We start from the raw sequence: 13,930 nt of genomic DNA, 5'->3' as shown, positions 1-13,930 counted from the left end.
CGAGAGGCTTCGGCGTGGGGATTCTCGTGACTGCCATCTACGGGCGGAGCCCGGCCGGACAGGACATTCCCTTCGTGTGGAACGCGGCGGTGGGGGCCGTGCCGCTGGAGCGGGTGGGAGAGGGCACCTCTCCCGATCAATACGTCACCCTGCCGGGCTGTCCACGCTCGGCGACCCGGTTGCGCTATGTGCGCCAGTACGGGGTGGAGGTGGTCCAGGCCGCCTGCACCTCCGCCCTGGCACAGGCCGACCGGAACGCGCGGGCCGCGTCCGCAGCCGCCTCGGTGGCGTTCCTGCCGTTCGTTCCCCTCGTGATCTTCCTCCTGGCCTTCCTGGTCCGCGCCCTCTCGTTCGGGGTCTGAGGTGGACGACATGACCCTGCCGCGAACCTTCTCCCTCCGCCCTACTACTCCGGACGACGCCCCCGTCTTCCACCCCGTGATGATGGCGGCGGGCATGGACCCGCGCAGCTCCTGGAGCCGCACCACCGTGGACGACGTGCGCTGGAGCCTGGGTCAGGGGGGCGGCTTCCTCGCTTTCCTGGGGGAGGAGGCCGTGGGCTGCGTCGGCTGGCGACCGGACGGCCGAGAAACGCTAACCCTCAACAAGCTCGCCACCCGCGCGGAAGTGCGTGGAAAAGGCATCGGCGCCGCCCTCGTGCGCGCGGTGGAGGAGGTCGCCGCGCGGGACGGCTACGCCCGCGTCCTCCTTGCCGTCAGCCAGTACAACCTCGCCGCCTTGCCCTTCTACGAGCGCCTGGGCTACCGGGTGGACGGGGAGGCGGTGTACGCGCACGCGAGCCCGCACAGCCCGCCGCCGGTGGTGCTGGTGAAAGCGGTCAGCTCTCAGCGGTCAGCCGTCAGCGAGGCGGTGCCAAGGCCAGGGCAGGCTGAGAGCTGACGGCCGACCGCTTCCAAGGAACCTACACATGACCCAAACCACGCAAGACAAGAAACTCTGGGGTGGACGTTTCGCCGAGGCGACGGACGGCCTGGTCGAACTCTTCAACGCCTCCGTCTCCTTCGACCAGCGCCTCGCCGAGCAGGACATCCGGGGCTCGCTCGCGCACGTGGCGATGCTCGGGCGGGTCGGCATCCTGACACCCGACGAGGTGACGCAGATTCAGGACGGGCTGAACGCGGTCCTCGCCGACATCCGCGCCGGGACCTTCGAGTGGAGGCTCGACCGCGAGGACGTGCACATGAACGTGGAGGCCGCGCTGCGTGACCGCATCGGCCCGGTGGCGGGCAAGCTGCACACCGCCCGGAGCCGCAACGATCAGGTGGCGGTGGATTTCCGGCTCTTCACCAAGGAGGCGGCGCTCGACCTAGCAGGAAAGACGCGGGCGTTGCGGGCCGTGATGGTGGCGGAGGCGGAGAAGCACCTGTCGTCGGATGGGGCTGTGTCTGATGCGTCCGGGCCCGTCATCCTCCCCGGGTACACCCACCTGCAAGTCGCGCAGCCTATCCTCCTCGCGCACTGGTTCATGGCCTACGCCGCCATGCTGGAGCGCGACGAGGGCCGTTTCCGTGACGCCGCCGAGCGCATGGACGAGTCGCCGCTGGGCGCGGCGGCGCTGGCCGGGACGCCGTGGCCCATCGACCGCCAGGCCACCGCCGCCGCGCTCGGCTTCGCGCGCCCAACCGCGAACAGCCTCGACGGGGTGGGGAGCCGCGACTTCGCGCTGGAGTTCCTCTCGGCCTGCGCGATCCTCGCCGCCCACCTCTCGCGGCTGTCCGAGGAACTCATCCTCTACTCCACCTTCGAGTTCGGCTTCCTGAGCTTACCCGACTCGCACACCACGGGTTCCTCGATCATGCCGCAGAAGAAGAACCCCGACGTATCCGAACTCGCGCGGGGCAAGGCGGGGCGCGTCTTCGGCAACCTGATGGGCCTGCTGACCGTGGTGAAGGGCACGCCCCTCGCCTACAACAAGGACCTTCAGGAGGACAAGGAGGGCGTCTTCGACTCGTACGACACGCTGAACGTCATCCTGCGCCTGTATGCCGACATGCTGCCCAAATCGGCGTGGCACGCGGACGTGACGAAGGCGGCGGCGGCGCGCGGCTTCTCGACCGCCACCGACCTCGCCGACTTCCTGGCCCGCCAGGGCGTCCCCTTCCGCGAGGCGCACGAGGTCGTGGGCGGGCTGGTGGGGCTAGCTAGCCGCTCGGGGCGGCAACTGTGGGACCTCACGGACGCGGAGTTGCGCGCCGCCCACCCCCTGCTGAATGCCGAGGTCGCCCGCCGCCTGACCGTGGAGGAGAGCGTGCGAAGTCGGCAGAGCTACGGCGGCACGGCCCCCGAACGGGTGCGCGAGGCCGTGGACGCGGCAAAGGCGGCGCTGGGATGAGGGTCGTCGTGAATCTCGATGAAACCCTGCTTGCCGGGCGGGAGGCGGAGTGGGCGCGCTGGCTCGCGCACCCGGGGGAGAATCCGCTGTTGCCAGACACGGCGGGCCGCCTGAGCGGGGAGGGCTGGACGATCCAGAACGACCTGTGCGTCTACAGCCAGTTGCAGCCACAGTATGCCGAAGGCCTGCCCCATTCCGGCATCATCGTCACCAGACGGCCCTGCGCCACCGTCTTCGACCTCACCCCCGAGGAGGCCGCCGCGACCCACGCGCTGCTCGCGGAAGTGAAGGCCCACCTCGACGACGCCGTGAGGCCCGACGGGTACACGGTGGGTTGGAACGTTTTCCCGGCAGGAGGCCAGCACATCCCCCACGTCCACCTGCACGTCATTCCCCGCTGGAACACGGACGCGGCGGCGGGGGCGGGCATCCGTTACTTCCTCAAGGAGGCGGCGCGTCAGGCCCGGCCTCTTTCTCCGGGAGGGCTCCCATGACCCTGGACACCGACACCCACATCAAGCTCCGCCAGGCCGAGGGCGAAACGGACCTCGACACCCTGCGCGATCTCATCCTGGCGGTGGGCCTGAGCAGCGAGCGCGGCGCGATCACGGCGACGCTCGACGGCTCGACGTACTGGATCGCCGAATTGGACGGCGTGCCCGCCGGGTGCATCGGCCTGGAACACGGGAAGGGCGCTTCTCTCATCCGCTCGGCGACTGTGCTGCCCCACGCACGGCGGCAGGGGTTGGGGCGGGCGCTGGCGACGAGCGCGCTGACCCAGGCGACCCTGCGCGGCGACCAGGCGGTGTACCTCTTCTCCAGTGACGCGGGCCCCTTCTGGGAACAGTTCGGCTTCACGCAGGTCCCGCCCGAGACGGTGGCCGCCGCCCTGCCGGACACGCCGCAGGTTCGCAGCGGCGAGTGCCGGGGGTGGCTGAAGGATGAGGTGGGCTGGGTGCGTTCTCTGACGGTGCCGTCCTGGCAGGGAGGAGCTTGAGTTCACCATGACCGACCTGCGCTATGCTTCCTCCACGCACAATTCCGCCCTCCCGGACGCCCGCGTGGGCCTTCGGGAGGACGCCCCCCACGGAGGAACCCCCCATGACCGACCAGAATGTGCAGATCCGTCTTGCTGGCCCCGAGGACAAGGAGACCGTCACCCGCGTGATGCAGGAGGCCGGGCTGGAAACGGAGGCGGCCCTCGCCGAGGGCACGACCTACTGGATCGCCACGCGCGGCAATCAGCCCGTCGGCGCCATCGGCCTGGAGCACGGGGACGGGGCCTCGCTGCTGCGCGGCGCGGCGGTGCTGCCGAGCGCGCGGGGCAGCGGGCTGGGCCGCCGGCTGGTGATGGGCGCCGTGCAGTACGCCCAGGGCCGGGGCGACCGGGCGATCTACATGTTCAGCAAGGGCGGCGACTGGAGCAGCTTCGGCTTCCAGCAGGTTCCCCTCGCCGTGGTGATGGGCGACCTTCCCGACGCGCCGCAGATTCGCGCCTACCGCGCCCGCAGCGAGCGCCCCGGCGGCACGACCTGGATGCGTCCGCTGGACCGGGCGGCGAGCAAGGCGTAGGGAGGGAGGCGGGACGCGGGACGCGGTGCGCGGTGGGTAAACCTCCCGCGCATCACGCACCGCGCACCGCACACCGGGGTCACCCATGACCCTCCTCTCCCTCGATTCCATTGCCGTTCCCGACCTGCATCCGCAGGCGCCGCTGACCACCCGCAAGGCACGGCTGAGCGACATCGACGCCATCCACGAGCTGATCGGCTACTGGGCGGCGCGCGGCCTGATGCTGGTGCGCTCCAAGGCGCTCCTCGCCGAGACTATCCGCGACTTCCACCTCGTCCTCGCCGAGCCGCACGGGGGCAAGCCGGGCGGGCTGGCGGGGGTCTGCGGCCTGCACATGCTCGCGCCCGACCTCGCGGAGGTGCGCGGCCTCGCCATTCACCCCAGCATGCAGGGGCGGGGGCTGGGCAAACAACTCGTCGAGGCCTGCGAGCGGGAGGCGCGCGAAATCGCCCTGCCAGCCCTCTTCGCGTGGACGTACCAGCAGGGCTTTTTCGAGAAGTGCGGTTTCACCCGGATCGAGAAGACGAACCTGCACCCGAAGGTGTGGAGCGAGTGCCAGCGGTGCGCGTTCTTCGAGAACTGCAACGAGATCGCGATGTACAAGGAGCTTTCAGCCGTCAGCGATCAGCCGTCAGCAGGAAACGCTGGTGCGTGATTTTCGGACGTTGGCCGTATGGCAGAAGGCGCACGCGCTCACGTTAGGTGTTTACGTTGCGAACCGTGCCTTTCCCGGAGAGGAACGGTTCGGCTTGACCTCACAGCTTCGCCGGGCCGCTCTTTCCATTCCCACGAACATCGCCGAGGGCTGCGGGAGGCAGGCGGAGGGTGACTCCCGGCGTTTTCTGGAGATCGCTGCTGGCTCGGCCAGCGAGACCGAGTATCTCCTGCTTCTGGCCGGGGACCTGGACTACCTTCAGCCCCAACCCACGGCTGACCTCCTCGCTCAGACCCAGGAGGTGAAGCGAATGCTGAGCGCATTCACTGCCCGCCTCAGAACACCCTGATAAGCTTCCCGGCTGAAAGCTGACGGCTGAGAGCTGACAGCTCCCCCACCATGAAACCCGGCCCGTGAGCCGGTATGGAGGCCCCCTATGATCAGAAAAGAACGCGCCATCCTCGCCCTCGAAGACGGCACCGTGTACCGGGGCTACGCCTTCGGGCACCGGGGCGAGACGGTCGGCGAGGTGGTGTTCAACACCTCCATGACGGGCTACCAGGAGATCATGACCGATCCCTCGTACAACGGGCAGATCGTGACGATCACCTACCCGCACGTCGGGAACTACGGGGTGGCGATCTACGACATGGAGAGCAACAAGCCGTATGTTCGCGGCTTCATCTCCCGCGAGTTCTCCAGTGAGTATTCCAACCACCGCGCCCAGCAGTCGCTCGAAGCCTTCATGCAGCAGTACGGGGTGGTGAGCATCCAGGGCATCGACACCCGGGCGCTCGTGCGGCGGCTGCGGACGGGCGGCGTGGTGAAGGGCGTGATCGCCCACCGCTCGTACACCCACCCGGAGGACCCCTACGGCGAGTTCACGCCTGCCGAGGAGCAGGTCTACGTGCAGCGGGCCCGTGACCACCAGGACATCGACGGGCACGACATGACGAGGGAGGTCACGACCTCCCTGCCCTACGCCTTCCCCACCCTGCGGCACGGCAAGCGCGTCGTGCTGATGGATTTCGGGATCAAGCACACCATCATCGAGCGGCTGGCGGAGGTCGGCATCGAGCCCATCGTGGTGCCCGCGCACACCACCTCGGCGCAGATCATGGCGCTTCAGCCCCACGGCCTCTTCCTCTCGAACGGTCCGGGCGACCCGGCTCCCCTCGAATACGCTCACAAGACCGCCTGGGAACTCATGGGCCTGCTGCCCACCTTCGGCATCTGCCTGGGGCACCAGATTCTGGGCCTCGCGGCGGGTGGGCGCACCTTCAAGATGAAGTTCGGGCACCGGGGCGGGAATCAGCCGGTCAAGAACCTGCTCACGGGCAACGTGGAGATCACCTCGCAGAACCACGGGTACGCGGTCGATATCGAGTCAATCCCGAACGGCGCTTTCGTCGCCACGCACGTGAACCTCAACGACGGCACGCTGGAGGGTATGGCGCACAGCCGCTACCCCGTCTTCTCCGTGCAGTACCACCCGGAGGCCAGCCCCGGGCCGCACGACAGCCGCTACCTCTTCGACCGCTTCATCGAGGAGATCGACGCCTTCGACGGAACGAGCGGAACGCCGGTCGAGAAGGCGACCTCGGGGCGGCTGGGCGTTTGAACCTCGGCGCTTCAGGCCCTTTCAAGTGAGGATCGTGCGCCGACGGCCTGGAAGGTGTCTTCCGGTCGTCGGTCTCTTTGCCCCGGAGGTCTTCCCCTTGAAGCGTCTCCCGCTCACGCTCGCCTGCCTGCTCGCCTCTCCTGGTGCCTGGGCGCAGTCGCCTCCAATCTCCACCACTCAGCCACGCGTCCAGTTCACGCTCACGCAGGACCTCGTGCGGCGGGTTCAGCAGGGCGGGCAGGACGTCGAGCAGATTGTGCCGAACGTCAAGACGGTCGTGCCGGGCGACCTGCTGCGCGAGCAGATCAGCGTGAAAAACGTCGGCGGCGAGACGTTGCGGCGCGTCTTCGTGGGCTCGCCCGTGCCGCGAGGCACTGAGTTCGTGGGAGAGGTGACCGCGAACACGAGTCGCTGGCGCGTGGAGTACAGCATCGACGACGGGCGAACCTACAACGCCGCCCCCAGACGCACGGTGACGGTCAGCGAGAACGGCCAGACCGTCACGCGCGAGGTGATCGCCCCGGTGTCTACCTACACGCATGTCCGCTGGACGGTCGGCGAGTTGGGACCGGGCAAGACGCTGAAGTTCGCCTTCCGGGTGCGGGTGAAGTAGGGGCAGACGCTTCACCTTTCCTTGAGGAGCGGCGGCCGCGTACCGTTCGGGCGGGGTGGGTAGGGGAGACTGCGGCCAGAGTTGCCGAGCCTTCCTCCCACCCGAAAGGACGCCATGACCGACCAACCCAGCCTCTTCGGCGACGCGGTGACCGACACCGCGACCGAAACGCCCAAAGCCCTTCTCCCCGCCGGACTCCCGGAGTCGTGGCAGCAGGCGCTCGCCGCCGAGTTTGCCTCCCCGTCCTTCCACGCGCTGCGGGACTTTCTGGTGGAGGAACGCCGCGCGCACAACGTCTACCCGCCTGCCCCGGACGTGTTCAACGCCCTGCGCTACACGCCGCTGGAGAACGTGAAGGTCTTCATCCTCGGCCAGGACCCCTACCACGGGGCGGGGCAGGCGCACGGCCTCGCCTTCAGCGTGCGGCCCGGGGTACGGCCGCCGCCCAGCCTCGTCAACATCTACAAGGAGTTGCAGACGGACGTGGGCTTCAAACCGCCCCGGCACGGCTACCTGCGGGCGTGGGCCGAGCAGGGCGTGCTGCTGCTCAATGCCGTCCTCACGGTGCGGCAGGGCGAGCCGAACAGTCACGCGGGCAAGGGCTGGGAGGCGATCACCGACGCCGTGATCCACGCCGTGAACGCCAAGCCGCAGCGGGTCGTGTTCGTCCTGTGGGGCGCCTACGCCCGTAAGAAGGCGAAGCTGATCACGGGCAAGCAGCACGTCATCATCGAGTCGGCCCACCCCAGCCCCCTGAGCGTGGCGAAGTTCCTGGGCACGAAGCCCTTCTCCAAGGTGAACGCCGCGCTGGAGGAGGCGGGCGAGACGCCGATAGACTGGCAACTTCCCGAGAAGGCGGAGGAGCAGTAGGGATGCCCAGCCGCACCGAGATTCTGCAAGACGAGTACCTGCGCCGCGAGGGGAACAAGCAGGGCGAATTCCGCTACTTCTGGCCCGATGGGGAGGAGTACACGGACGAGGAAGGTGTGGCGCGCATCGCCGCCCTCGCCGTACCTCCCGCCTACACGGACGTGTTCGTCTCGCCCGACCCCGACGCCGAGTTGCAGGCGTTCGGGCGAGATGCCGCCGGACGGCTCCAGTACCGCTACCACCCCGACTTCATGCAGGCGGGGGCGCTGAAGAAGTGGCAGCGGCTCACGCGCTTTGCGGACGCGCTGCCGACCCTGCGGATGGTGACGGCCTCGGACCTGCGCCTCTCCGGGCTGCCCCGGCGCAAGGTGCTCGCGCTGATGACCCGGCTGCTGCACGTCGCCCACTTCCGGGTGGGAAGCGACGCCTACGCGCGGGCGCACAAGACCTATGGTCTCTCGACCCTGCGCCAGCGCCACGTCAAGGTGGAGGGCGCCACCGTGACCTTCACCTTCCGGGGCAAGCACGGGGTTCACCAGCACCGGGTCATCCGCGACCGCACCCTCGCGGGCAACATCGCGCGGCTCCTCGAACTGCCCGGCCCCTGGCTCTTTCAGAGCGTGGAGGAGGACGGCACCCGAGTGCGCGTGCGTGCCCCCGACCTCAACGCCTACCTGCGCGAGGTGGTCGGCCCCTTCACCGCCAAGGACTTCCGCACCTGGGGCGGCACCCTCGTCGCCGCCGAGTTCCTGGCCGAGGTGGGAGCGCCGGAGAGCGAGCGCCAGGCCCGCAAGACGCTCGTGGAGTGCGTCAAGTTCGTCGCCGAGGACCTGGGGAACACCCCCGCCGTCACGCGCGGCAGCTACATCTGCCCCGTCATCTTCGACCGCTACCAGGAAGGCAAGGTCCTCGACGACTACGAGCCGAGAGCGGGCCGCGCCGAGCCTGACCTGGAGGGCCTGACCCGCGCCGAAGCAGCCCTCAAGCGGATGCTGGAGAGCGAGAAGACCTTGAGGACGCCGAGGACGAGGCGGAGGAGGAAGGAGCAGGCGGAGGCGGCTTGAGAAACGCTCAGCCCCCGACCTTCTGGGCCTGCACGCTTGCCCGCCTCCTGCTGGGTGTGGGGCTGATTCTGGTGGGCATAGGCCACCTGACGACACTTCGGCAGGAGTTTCGGGCACAGGTGCCGAGGTGGCTGCCGCTCGATCCCGACTTCGTGGTGCTGGCCTCCGGGGCCGTGGAGATCGTGCTGGGCGCGGCCCTGCTCGCGCTGCCCCGCCAGCGCGTGGCCGTGGGCTGGGTGGTCGCCGCCTTTTTCGTCGTCATCTTTCCCGGCAACGTCTCGCAATACCTCACGCGCACCGACGCCTTCGGGCTGGACACGGACGGGGCGCGGCTCATCCGGCTGTTCTTCCAGCCCCTGCTGGTGGTGTGGGCCCTGTGGTCCACGGGGGCGTGGCCGAGGCGGCGTGAGGATCATGGCAAAAGCCCTTGAGGTCGCCGAGGAGGAAGGCGCAGGCGGCTTAAACGGCAACGCTCATTCGTCCGCCGCCTTTGTTGTGCGTTGGGAAAAAGTATTTTACGTGCCTCAGCCATTGCGTCAATTGCCACAGGAAGAGGCACGTCGCACGTTCCCTTGACGACGTAGATAACGCCAATTCCAGTTAAGCCTCGTCTGTAAGCCTCCTCCGCCACCGCCAGTGGTCCCGCCTCAGCCAACGCCCGGTAAGGTTCCAACTCCGGCCCATTCACAACCTCACCAAATCCCTTCCCACCTGCCCGATGTTCTGCTTGCCGCACAGGGCCAGCGCCAGCCGCAACTCGTCTTGCAGGAGGTCGAGGGTGCGCCGCACGCCCGCCTCCCCGCCCGCCGCGAGACCCCACAGCGCCGCCCGGCCCAGAAAGACGGCCCTCGCGCCGAGAGCCACCGCTTTGAGCACGTCCGTTCCGCGCGTCACGCCGCCGTCGAGGTAGACCTCTACGCGTCCCTCCACCGCCTCCACGACCTCGGGCAGGGCCTCGATGGAGCTGACGGCGGTGTCGAGCTGCCTTCCTCCGTGGTTGCTGACCCAGACGTGGGCGCCGTGCTCGGCGGCAAGCAGCGCGTCCTCGGCGGTCAGGATGCCCTTGAGGACGATGGGCAGCGTGGTCACCGACCGCAGCCACGCGAGGTCCGCCCAGGTGAAGGCTTTGTCCACCAGCCCCTGAAAGTAGTTCACGAGCTGCGACCCGCTCTCCGACTCCATCCGGGCGAGGTGTTCGCGGCTGCCCGCATTGGGCACGCCCAGGTGCGGCGGCAGGGCGAAGCGGTGGCGTTCGTTCGGCTCGCGGCGACCAACGAACGGCGCGTCCACCGTCACCACGAGGGCCCGCGCCCCCGCCGCCTCGGCCCGTCGCACGAGGTCGGCGCTGGCCTCCCGGTCGGTGTAGGGGTAGAGCTGAAACCACAGGCGGCCCACCGCGTCCCGCGCCACATCCTCAATGGGCGTGTTGCTGAAGGTGCTCAGGGTCATTAGGCTTCCTGCCGAGGCCGCCGCGCGGGCCGTGCCCCTCTCCGCCGTCTCGTGCGCGAGGCCGTGAAAGGCGCTCGGCGCGATGCCCACCGGGCAGGCGAGCGGCAGCCCCAGCACCTCCGTCCGAACGTCCACGTTCGACACGTCCACCAACACGCGGGGCCGCAGACGAATGGCACGAAAGCCCTCCCGGTTCGCCCGCAGCGTCACCTCATCGTTCGCGCCGCTCGCGTAGTACTCCAGCGCGTTGCGGTCGAGGCGGGCCCGTCCGAGAGCTTCGAGGTCCGCGAGGTTCACCGTGCCGCTCAGCTCGGGAACGTCGGCGTCCGGCAGGTTGATGGTGGTCACGGCTCCCAGCCTACCCGGCCGATCTCCCGGATGGGGTGCGGGCTGACGGCGAGGCGAGAACCCGGCGAGCACACTGCCTCTATGTTCCGCTCGCGCCCCCTCCCTATCCCGCCCGGTCCCGGTCAGGAGAGCGTCTGGGACTACCCACGCCCGCCCCGGCTGGAGCGCACGTCCGCCCGGCTCGAAATCTGGCTCAGTGGAGTGAAGATCGCGGAGACGACCGCAGCCTTCCGTGTGCTGGAGACGAGTCATCCACCCACCTATTACCTGCCGCCCGAGGCCTTCCTGCCCGGTGTGCTCGTTCCGGCAGGGGGGGGCAGCGTCTGTGAGTGGAAGGGCGAGGCGACGTACTGGACGCTGCGGGCGGGAGGGAAGACGGCGGAAGCGGCGGCGTGGAGCTACGAGCGGCCTAATCCCGCCTTCGCGCCCATCGCCGGGCACGTGGCCGTCTACGCGGGCCGGGTGGACGAGTGCTGGGTGGACGGCGACCGCGTGACGCCGCAGCCGGGCGGCTTCTACGGCGGCTGGATCACGTCGAATGTGGTGGGGCCGTTCAAGGGCGAGCCGGGGACGCTGGGCTGGTAAGTTCCTCCTCAGGGGTGGACCTGTGGGAGAAGGACCGGGTGGACCTCGCCTCCCTTGCTACCCTGCCGCTATGACGGGTTCAGGGTCTTCTCCAGACACTCGCGTGCGCTCGCGGCTCACCGCCCTGGCGCAGGGCTTGCGGCATTTCCACTCGGCGCTCCTCGACTTCGCCAAGGGCGAGTACGAGTTCCTGCACGGGCCGGTGGGGGGCCCCTTCGCCCTCTACGCCCTCGTGATGAACGACCCCTCCTTCCAGTGGCTGCGCCCCCTCTCCGGGCTGATGGCAACCCTCGATGAGGTGTTGGACACCAAGGACACCACCCTCACCGAGCGCAACGTGCAGGACGTGCGTCAGGCCCTCGGCCTCCTCTTCGCCGAGTCCGATACTCGCTTCGCCGACTTCCGCGCCGGGTACACCCGCGCCCGTGGGGAGGCCCGCGTCCGCGAGACCGAGGCCCACTGGCGCGAGGTCCTGAGCAGCTTGGAGGCTTGAGGTGCGCCTCGTCGTGGGCCTGGGTAACCCCGGACCGAACTACGCCCGCACCCGCCACAACATCGGCTGGCTGGTGGTGGACGAGGTGGCCCGCCGCTGGGCCGCCGCCTGGCGCAAGGAGAAGGACGCCGAGGTCGCCGAGGTTCGGGTCGGCCCGGCCCCCGGCGCCCGTGTCCTGCTCGTCAAGCCGCTCACCTTCATGAACGCGGCGGGCAAGGCGGTGGGGCCGCTCGTCTCCTTTTACAAGTTGGAGCCGGACGCCATGCTCGTCGTGCAGGACGACCTCGACAGCCCCTTCGGCCTGCTGAAGTTCCGGCTGGGCGGGCGGCACGGCGGGCAGAACGGGGTGCGCGACATCATCCGGGTGCTGGGCACCGACGCCTTCCCGCGCCTGAAGATCGGCATCTCGCGCCCCCCGGCGGGCTGGGACCCGGCGGACTGGGTGCTCAGCCGTTGGCGCGAGGAGGAGGCGGATACCCTCGCCGAACTCGTGCGGCTGGGCGCGGACGCGGTGGAAGCCTGGGCCCAGCACGGGCTGGCGGAGGCGCAGGGCCGCTTCAACGGCACCGACCTGCGCCCGAAACTGCCCGTTCCGTCCGAGGAGACGCCCCAGCCCGAGCCCGGCGTATCCTGACCCGCATGACCACAACCGAACTGCGGCTGGACCTCCTCCGTCAGCTCTCAAACCTCAACGGCGTGCCCGGCCAGGAGGACGCCGTGCGCGACTTCGTGCTGCGCGAGCTGGAGGGCCTGACCGACGAGGTGCGGGTGGATCCCCTGGGCAACGTGATCGCCCTGCGCCGGGGGCGGGAGGACGCCGCCGAGGGACGCCAGCGGGTGATGCTCAGCGCCCACATGGACGAGATCGGCTTCCTGGTGCGCTTCGTGGACGACCGGGGCTTCCTGCGGGTGCAACCGCTCGGCGGCTTCGACAACCGCAACCTCTTCGCCCGCAACGTGACGGTGCAGACGCGCGGCGGCGCCCTGCCCGGGGTCATGACGCCCGGCGGCAAGCCCATCCACATCTCCTCCCCGGAGGACCGCAAGAAGATCCCCGAACTCGCCGAGTTCTTCGTGGACCTGGGCCTGGACGCGGAGGAGGTGAGGCGCCGGGTCCGCATCGGGGACATGGTGACGCTCGACCAGACGGCCCGGCAGATGGGCAAGCTCACGGTGGGCAAGGCGATGGACGACCGCGCCTGCGTCTTCCTGCAACTCGAACTGCTGCGCCACTTCGGCGAGACCCGCCCCCGGCACGACGTGGTGGCCGTCTTCAGCGTGCAGGAGGAGGTGGGGCTGCGCGGCGCCACCACCGCCGCCTACGGGGTCGAGCCTTCCGTCGGTATCGGCCTGGACGTGACGCTGGCGGTGGACACCCCCGGCGTGCCCGCAGAGGAGGCCGTCACCCGGCTGGGCGGGGGCATCGGCATCAAGGTCTTCGACTCCTCCATGATCTCGACCCGGCGGCTGGTGGACGAGGTGGTGGACCTCGCCGAGCGCGAGGGCGTCCGCTACCAGCTCGAAGTGCTGCCGCTGGGCGGCACGGACGGCGCTGCCATCCAACTCTCCCGCTCGGGCGTACCCTCTATCACCCTCAGCGTCCCCACCCGCTACATCCACACGGTCGTCGAGGCCGTCCACGAGGACGACCTGCGCGCGGGCCTCGCCCTGCTCGTCGCCTACCTCGGCTGACTCGTCTCCACCCGCCGCCCCGCCCGCACCCCCGCGTGGCGGGGTCAACTTTCGTGCTGCCGGTGTCGTGCGACCGCCAGAGTCCTTCCAACGCATCCTCTGCCTTGCGAAGTGTTGTCGAAAATCTGGACATCTCGCACTCCCCAAATTGACACTCTGCACATCTGCTTTTAGTCTGCGGATATGCAGGGATGCGAAAACTGCAAATTGAGCATGAAAAAGGAGACGCCATGAAGCTGATCACGGCGGTCGTGCGCCCCGAACGGGTGCAGCAGGTCAAGGAGGCCCTCTTCCAGGCGGGCATCAGCGGCATCACCCTCAGCCGGGTGTCGGGGCACGGCGGCGAGCAGGAGGTCGTCGAGCATTACCGGGGCACGCGGGTGATGGTCGAGTTCCGGGAGAAGGTCGAGTTCCGCATGGCCGTGTCCGAGCCCTTCGTGGAGGTGGCGATCCGCGCGATCTGCCAGGGGGCGCGCACGGGCGAGGTCGGCGACGGCAAGATCTTCGTGCAGCCGCTGGAGCGCGTGGTTCGCATCCGCACCGGCGAGGAGGACAACGCCGCCCTCACCCCCGTCACCGAGAAGAAACTCGCGCCGGTCGTTCCGGTCTAAGGAG

General features: G+C 69.1%; 20 protein-coding genes. 19 read left to right on the top strand and 1 reads right to left on the bottom strand.

Annotated features, from left to right (window positions below; all coding sequences use genetic code 11):
- The first annotated feature begins 26 nt into the window (after positions 1-26).
- The 14 genes from DAETH_RS13690 to DAETH_RS13625 all read left to right on the top strand — a co-directional run bounded on the left by DAETH_RS13690 (position 27) and on the right by DAETH_RS13625 (position 9,324).
- Positions 27-362: a hypothetical protein gene (locus tag DAETH_RS13690; RefSeq protein ID WP_264775432.1), complete on the top strand. Its 336-nt coding sequence runs from the start codon at positions 27-29 to the stop codon at positions 360-362.
- A 10-nt stretch (positions 363-372) separates the two neighbouring features.
- Positions 373-900: a GNAT family N-acetyltransferase gene (locus DAETH_RS13685; protein ID WP_264775431.1), complete on the top strand. Its 528-nt coding sequence runs from the start codon at positions 373-375 to the stop codon at positions 898-900.
- Positions 901-928: 28 nt separating this feature from the next.
- A complete protein-coding gene (gene argH / locus DAETH_RS13680; RefSeq protein ID WP_264775430.1) occupies positions 929-2,353 on the top strand; it encodes an argininosuccinate lyase in 1,425 nt (474 codons plus the stop codon).
- Between the two features lie 8 nt (positions 2,354-2,361).
- Positions 2,362-2,847, top strand: a complete 486-nt coding sequence (locus DAETH_RS13675) for an HIT family protein (RefSeq protein ID WP_264775429.1) — start codon at positions 2,362-2,364, stop codon at positions 2,845-2,847.
- The gene (locus DAETH_RS13670) at positions 2,844-3,350 is read left to right on the top strand and encodes a GNAT family N-acetyltransferase (protein ID WP_264775428.1); all 507 of its coding nucleotides are present in this window, start codon (positions 2,844-2,846) and stop codon (positions 3,348-3,350) included. Before DAETH_RS13675 ends, DAETH_RS13670 begins: the two co-directional genes overlap by 4 nt.
- Before the next feature lie 104 nt (positions 3,351-3,454).
- Complete coding sequence (locus DAETH_RS13665; RefSeq protein WP_264775427.1) at positions 3,455-3,925, top strand: GNAT family N-acetyltransferase; 471 nt, start codon at positions 3,455-3,457, stop codon at positions 3,923-3,925.
- Positions 3,926-4,010: 85 nt separating this feature from the next.
- Entirely contained in the window at positions 4,011-4,580 is a 570-nt protein-coding gene (locus DAETH_RS13660) for an N-acetyltransferase (RefSeq protein ID WP_264775426.1), read from the top strand.
- The gene (locus tag DAETH_RS13655; RefSeq protein ID WP_264775425.1) at positions 4,573-4,929 is read left to right on the top strand and encodes a four helix bundle protein; all 357 of its coding nucleotides are present in this window, start codon (positions 4,573-4,575) and stop codon (positions 4,927-4,929) included. The genes DAETH_RS13660 and DAETH_RS13655 overlap by 8 nt, the downstream gene beginning before the upstream one ends.
- A gap of 87 nt (positions 4,930-5,016) precedes the next feature.
- Positions 5,017-6,201, top strand: a complete 1,185-nt coding sequence (gene carA, locus DAETH_RS13650) for a glutamine-hydrolyzing carbamoyl-phosphate synthase small subunit (protein WP_264775424.1) — start codon at positions 5,017-5,019, stop codon at positions 6,199-6,201.
- A 97-nt stretch (positions 6,202-6,298) separates the two neighbouring features.
- Complete coding sequence (locus DAETH_RS13645) at positions 6,299-6,814, top strand: DUF7925 domain-containing protein (RefSeq protein WP_264775423.1); 516 nt, start codon at positions 6,299-6,301, stop codon at positions 6,812-6,814.
- A gap of 114 nt (positions 6,815-6,928) precedes the next feature.
- Positions 6,929-7,684, top strand: a complete 756-nt coding sequence (locus DAETH_RS13640) for a uracil-DNA glycosylase (protein ID WP_264775422.1) — start codon at positions 6,929-6,931, stop codon at positions 7,682-7,684.
- Between the two features lie 2 nt (positions 7,685-7,686).
- Positions 7,687-8,748 carry a DNA topoisomerase IB gene (locus DAETH_RS13635; RefSeq protein WP_264775421.1) on the top strand — a complete coding sequence of 354 codons (1,062 nt, stop codon included), beginning with the start codon at positions 7,687-7,689 and terminating at the stop codon, positions 8,746-8,748.
- Positions 8,745-9,179 carry a DoxX family protein gene (locus tag DAETH_RS13630; protein ID WP_264775420.1) on the top strand — a complete coding sequence of 145 codons (435 nt, stop codon included), beginning with the start codon at positions 8,745-8,747 and terminating at the stop codon, positions 9,177-9,179. The genes DAETH_RS13635 and DAETH_RS13630 overlap by 4 nt, the downstream gene beginning before the upstream one ends.
- Positions 9,163-9,324 carry a hypothetical protein gene (locus tag DAETH_RS13625; RefSeq protein WP_264775419.1) on the top strand — a complete coding sequence of 54 codons (162 nt, stop codon included), beginning with the start codon at positions 9,163-9,165 and terminating at the stop codon, positions 9,322-9,324. Before DAETH_RS13630 ends, DAETH_RS13625 begins: the two co-directional genes overlap by 17 nt.
- A 108-nt stretch (positions 9,325-9,432) precedes the next feature.
- On the opposite strand, the gene DAETH_RS13620 is transcribed toward DAETH_RS13625, so the two are convergent.
- Complete coding sequence (locus tag DAETH_RS13620; protein WP_264775418.1) at positions 9,433-10,545, bottom strand: alpha-hydroxy acid oxidase; 1,113 nt, start codon at positions 10,543-10,545, stop codon at positions 9,433-9,435.
- 81 nt (positions 10,546-10,626) lie between these two features.
- On the opposite strand from DAETH_RS13620, the gene DAETH_RS13615 reads away from it, so the two are divergent.
- The 5 genes from DAETH_RS13615 (at position 10,627) to DAETH_RS13595 (ending at position 13,926) form a co-directional block, all read left to right on the top strand.
- On the top strand, positions 10,627-11,130 hold the full coding sequence (locus tag DAETH_RS13615) for a DUF427 domain-containing protein (protein WP_264775417.1): 504 nt from the start codon (positions 10,627-10,629) through the stop codon (positions 11,128-11,130).
- 70 nt (positions 11,131-11,200) lie between these two features.
- Positions 11,201-11,623 carry a hypothetical protein gene (locus tag DAETH_RS13610; protein ID WP_264775416.1) on the top strand — a complete coding sequence of 141 codons (423 nt, stop codon included), beginning with the start codon at positions 11,201-11,203 and terminating at the stop codon, positions 11,621-11,623.
- Position 11,624: 1 nt separating this feature from the next.
- Complete coding sequence (gene pth, locus DAETH_RS13605; RefSeq protein WP_264775415.1) at positions 11,625-12,257, top strand: aminoacyl-tRNA hydrolase; 633 nt, start codon at positions 11,625-11,627, stop codon at positions 12,255-12,257.
- Between the two features lie 5 nt (positions 12,258-12,262).
- Positions 12,263-13,315, top strand: a complete 1,053-nt coding sequence (locus tag DAETH_RS13600) for a M42 family metallopeptidase (RefSeq protein WP_264775414.1) — start codon at positions 12,263-12,265, stop codon at positions 13,313-13,315.
- 230 nt (positions 13,316-13,545) lie between these two features.
- Entirely contained in the window at positions 13,546-13,926 is a 381-nt protein-coding gene (locus DAETH_RS13595; protein ID WP_264775413.1) for a P-II family nitrogen regulator, read from the top strand.
- Positions 13,927-13,930: the final 4 nt, after the last annotated feature.

This window comes from Deinococcus aetherius, assembly GCF_025997855.1.
Taxonomy (GTDB): Bacteria; Deinococcota; Deinococci; order Deinococcales; family Deinococcaceae; genus Deinococcus; species Deinococcus aetherius.
Note: the sequence above shows the minus strand (reverse complement) of the source record. Positions and strands in the feature narration are given on the sequence as shown.

What these genes read in the sequence shown, in the direction of transcription:
- DAETH_RS13640 (WP_264775422.1), top strand. Translation starts at nt 6,929, where the DNA reads ATGACCGACCAACCCAGCCTCTTCGGCGACGCGGTGACCGACACCGCG.
- DAETH_RS13665 (WP_264775427.1), top strand. Translation starts at nt 3,455, where the DNA reads ATGACCGACCAGAATGTGCAGATCCGTCTTGCTGGCCCCGAGGACAAG.
- DAETH_RS13625 (WP_264775419.1), top strand. Translation starts at nt 9,163, where the DNA reads ATGGCAAAAGCCCTTGAGGTCGCCGAGGAGGAAGGCGCAGGCGGCTTA.
- DAETH_RS13635 (WP_264775421.1), top strand. Translation starts at nt 7,687, where the DNA reads ATGCCCAGCCGCACCGAGATTCTGCAAGACGAGTACCTGCGCCGCGAG.
- DAETH_RS13660 (WP_264775426.1), top strand. Translation starts at nt 4,011, where the DNA reads ATGACCCTCCTCTCCCTCGATTCCATTGCCGTTCCCGACCTGCATCCG.
- DAETH_RS13595 (WP_264775413.1), top strand. Translation starts at nt 13,546, where the DNA reads ATGAAGCTGATCACGGCGGTCGTGCGCCCCGAACGGGTGCAGCAGGTC.
- DAETH_RS13685 (WP_264775431.1), top strand. Translation starts at nt 373, where the DNA reads ATGACCCTGCCGCGAACCTTCTCCCTCCGCCCTACTACTCCGGACGAC.
- carA (WP_264775424.1), top strand. Translation starts at nt 5,017, where the DNA reads ATGATCAGAAAAGAACGCGCCATCCTCGCCCTCGAAGACGGCACCGTG.
- DAETH_RS13670 (WP_264775428.1), top strand. Translation starts at nt 2,844, where the DNA reads ATGACCCTGGACACCGACACCCACATCAAGCTCCGCCAGGCCGAGGGC.
- DAETH_RS13600 (WP_264775414.1), top strand. Translation starts at nt 12,263, where the DNA reads ATGACCACAACCGAACTGCGGCTGGACCTCCTCCGTCAGCTCTCAAAC.
- DAETH_RS13610 (WP_264775416.1), top strand. Translation starts at nt 11,201, where the DNA reads ATGACGGGTTCAGGGTCTTCTCCAGACACTCGCGTGCGCTCGCGGCTC.
- argH (WP_264775430.1), top strand. Translation starts at nt 929, where the DNA reads ATGACCCAAACCACGCAAGACAAGAAACTCTGGGGTGGACGTTTCGCC.
- DAETH_RS13615 (WP_264775417.1), top strand. Translation starts at nt 10,627, where the DNA reads ATGTTCCGCTCGCGCCCCCTCCCTATCCCGCCCGGTCCCGGTCAGGAG.